This is a genomic window from Cellulomonas sp. (assembly GCF_035634735.1).
In the GTDB taxonomy this organism is placed as follows: domain Bacteria; phylum Actinomycetota; class Actinomycetes; order Actinomycetales; family Cellulomonadaceae; genus Cellulomonas.
In genome coordinates this window covers 1-3,589 of the sequence record NZ_DASQCJ010000143.1, presented here as the reverse complement: position 1 = coordinate 3,589, position 3,589 = coordinate 1, and the positions used below count along the sequence as shown (strand labels likewise).

At 76.7% G+C, this 3,589-nt stretch carries 3 protein-coding genes; all 3 read left to right on the top strand.

The features are described 5' to 3' along the window. Positions 1-129: 129 nt before the first annotated feature. Positions 130-930 carry an ABC transporter ATP-binding protein gene (locus VER05_RS12620; RefSeq protein WP_324845694.1) on the top strand — a complete coding sequence of 267 codons (801 nt, stop codon included), beginning with the start codon at positions 130-132 and terminating at the stop codon, positions 928-930. Next, positions 927-2,864: an FtsX-like permease family protein gene (locus VER05_RS12615; RefSeq protein ID WP_324845693.1), complete on the top strand. Its 1,938-nt coding sequence runs from the start codon at positions 927-929 to the stop codon at positions 2,862-2,864. The genes VER05_RS12620 and VER05_RS12615 overlap by 4 nt, the downstream gene beginning before the upstream one ends. A gap of 68 nt (positions 2,865-2,932) precedes the next feature. Continuing rightward, positions 2,933-3,589, top strand: a 657-nt coding sequence (locus VER05_RS12610; RefSeq protein WP_324845692.1) for a low temperature requirement protein A, incomplete at its 3' end; no start/stop codon positions are given.

The following is a 3,589-nucleotide window of genomic DNA, read 5'->3' as shown; positions in this document are numbered from 1 at the left end:
CACGGACGCGACCGCGCAGATGCCCCTTGTGGCGCACCGGACCGCTCCCTACCGTCGAGGGCTCAGCCGCGGTCCGTCCCCTGCCTCGTCGTCGGGGGCGTCCTTGCTCCCGACGGAGGGTCGTGGCTGATGGTCGAGACGCAGCACTGCACGCGAGCGGGGGGCTGGGCGCGTGACGCCGCGGGCATGCAGGGGCGCGACGACGACGTCGTCCTCTCCCTCGACGGCGTCACCCACGTCTTCGAGACCGAGGCAGCCCCCGTCCGAGCCGTCGACGACGTCTCCGCCGCGTTCCGCCGCGGCACCTGGACCGCGATCATGGGTCCGTCCGGCTCCGGCAAGTCGACGCTGCTGTACTGCGCCGCCGGCCTGATCCGCGCCACCGCCGGTCGCATCCTGCTCGACGGCGTCGACGTCCGCGCCGCGTCCGAGCGCCGGCTCACCGCCTTGCGGCGCCAGCGGCTGGGGTTCGTGTTCCAGGACTTCAACCTCGTCCCCGCGCTGACCGCGGAGCAGAACGTCGGCCTGCCCGCCCGGTTCGACGGCCGGCCCGCCGCGGACGAGGCCGTCCGCGGCGCGCTCGAGCGAGTCGGCCTGGGCGACAAGCTGCGGTCGCGCCCCGACGCGCTCTCGGGCGGGCAGCGGCAGCGCGTCGCGATCGCGCGGGCGCTGCTCGCCCGGCCCGCCGTGGTCATCGCCGACGAGCCGACCGGGGCCCTCGACTCCCGGTCCGGCGAGGTGGTGCTGCGCGAGCTCACGACGCTCACCGCCGAGGGCTCGGCAGTCGTGATGGTGACGCACGACCCCGTCGTGGCCGCGCACGCCGACCGCACCCTGTTCCTGATCGACGGGCGGCTCGTGGACGAGGTGGCCGGGGGATCGCCCGCGACGATCGCCGGCACGCTCGCGGACCTGGACACCCGCGCATGAGCGCCCGGGCACCCCTGACTCCGGCGTTCCTGCGCGAGCACCGCTGGGCCTACGCCGGTCTGGTGGTGGTCGTCGGGGCGGCGTCGGCGCTGTCGACCGCGTCGATCGGGCTGCTCGCCGCCGCGGGTGACGGGGACGGGCTGACGCTCGCGAGCGAGACGCCGCGCGGGGCGGCCGAGGCGCGGGTCGCGCTCGAGTCCGTCCAGTACGTCACCGGGCTGATCGCGGGGGTGTGCTTGTTCTTCGCCGTGTTCCTCGTCGGGTCGGCGGTGGGCTTCGCCGTCGAGGGGCGGCGGCGCGAGCTCGCGCTGCTGCGACTGGCCGGCGCGACCCCGGGCCGGGTGACCCGGCTCGTGCTCGGCGAGGCGGCCGTCGTCAGCCTGGGCGCCGCGGCCGCGGGGGCGGTGCTGGGGACGGTCGCGCTCACCCCGTACGCCGGGCTGCTGGTGCGGCTCGACCTGGCGCCGCCCGGGTTCGCGCCGTCCGTGCGGCCGGGGCTCGCGGCGGTGTGCGCCGGCGGGGTCGCGGTCGTCGCGGCGCTCGGCGCGCTGGCACCCGCGCGGCGCGTCAGCCGGGTCCGACCGATCGAGGCGCTCGGGCAGAGTGAGGCGGTGCGCGCGCGGCTCGGTCGCGGGCGGCTGGTGCGGGGTGCGCTCGGCGCGCTCGCCGCCGTCGTGCTGCTCGTCCTGCCGCCGACCGTCGGGGAGGTGCAGGCGGTGACGCTGCTCCTGGCGGGCGCCAGCGTGGTGGCGCTGTCGGCGTTCGCGCCCGTCGTGATCCCCGCGGTCGCGCGGGTCGTCGGGGTGGTCGCCGTCCGCCTGGCGCCCGGGGCGGGACTGGTGGCGCGCGAGCACGCGGCGTGGGACGTGCGGCGGACCGCGGCGCTCGGCAACCCGGTCCTGCTGCTCGTCGCGCTGGCGACGGCGCTGTTCATGGTGGCGCAGACCGGCCAGGCGATCGGGCTGCTCGAGTGGCGGGACGAGATCCGCGCGGACGTGATGGCGTCGACCACGCGGACGATCGGCGCCGGAGAGGCCGGTCCGGGGCGCGGGACGGCGGACCAGGCACGGCCGGAGGTCGGTACCGCGGCCTCGGCGGTCCGGTACGAGACGAGCGACGGGTGGGCGTGGCCCGAGGGCCGACCCGGGCTGCCGACGATCGCATGGACGGAACCGACCGCTCTGGAGTCGGTCGTCGGCGTCGCGGTCCTCGCCGGCAGCCTCGCGGACGTGCAGGGCGACGCGGTGGCGACCACCGACCGGGCGGCACGCGTCGGGGACGCCCTGGCCATCGTGGCCCCGGACGGGTCGCCGCGGCACCTGACCGTCGCGGCCGTCGTCGCCGGCGCGGCGTTCGTGCAGGACGACGTGCTGGCCGCCGACGACGCGCTGCGCGAGCCCGGCGACGTCGTCGACTCGCGGTGGTTCGTCACGGCGGGGCCGGGGGACGACGCCGCGGCGGTGCTCGCGGACGTGCGGCACTCGCTCCCGGACGCACAGGTCGCGACGGTGCCGGAGTGGGTCGAGGCGCGGGTCCAGGCCGGGCGGGTCGCGCAGACGCAAGGCCTGTCGGCGTTGATCGGCGGCGCCGGCATCCTGGCGCTGTGCGCGGTGGCGCAGTCGGTGGGCACGTCCATGCGCGAGCGCCGCGGGGAGCTCAGGCTCCTGCAGCTGGTCGGCGCGTCGCGGTGGTCCGTCGTGGCGACTGCCGTCGTGGAGGTGGTGGTCGTGCTCGCGACCGCCGCGGTGCTGGCCGCCGTGGCCGCCGCGGCGCTCTACGGGCGGATGGTGTCCTACCTCCGGCACGACGGGGTGGACCTGATGCCGTCGGTGCCGGTCGGCGTCCTCGCGGTGGTGCTCGCGGGCGCCGTGGTGGTCGCGGTCGCCAGCGCCGCCGTCGGCTCGTGGTCGGGGACGGGTGCCCGGCGCGCCTGACCTCGGGCGTCGTCGGCCGGGCGGGACGGCTCTCCCCGGGTCGACGCCGGCGTGGCACGATCCCAGTCGTGCCGAGGCCCGCCGCACCGATCACGCGATCCCGCGTCGCCCCGCTGCGCATCCGCATGACCGGCCGCGACCCCCGCGAGGAACGCCGCGCCGCCACCCCGCTCGAGCTGCTGTTCGACCTCACCTTCGTCATCGCCTTCGGCCGCACGGCGGAGGAGCTCGCGGTCCTGGTCGCGGACGGCCACGTCGGCCCGGCGATCATCGGGTTCGCCTTCGCGACGTTCGCCGTGTCCTGGGCCTGGATCAACTTCACGTGGTTCGCCTCGGCGTACGACACCGACGACTGGCTGTTCCGGCTCACCACGATGGTGCAGATGGTCGGCGTGCTGATCCTCGCGCTGGGCGTCCCGCCGATGTTCGAGTCGCTGGCCGCGGGCGAGCACCTGGACAACAAGGTGCTGGTGCTCGGGTTCGTGGTCATGCGGGTGCCGATGGTGCTGCAGTGGGGCCGCGCGGCCCTCGCGGACCCGGAGCGCCGGCCGAGCGTCGCCGTGTTCATCACGACCCTGCTCGTGGCGCAGGCCGGGTGGGTGACGATCGCGCTGCTCGACCTGCCGACCGTCGTGGCGCTCGCCTGCGTGGTCCCGCTGATGATGCTGGAGGCGATCGGGCCGGTCGTCGCGGAGCGCGTGCACGGCGGCACCCCGTGGCACCCG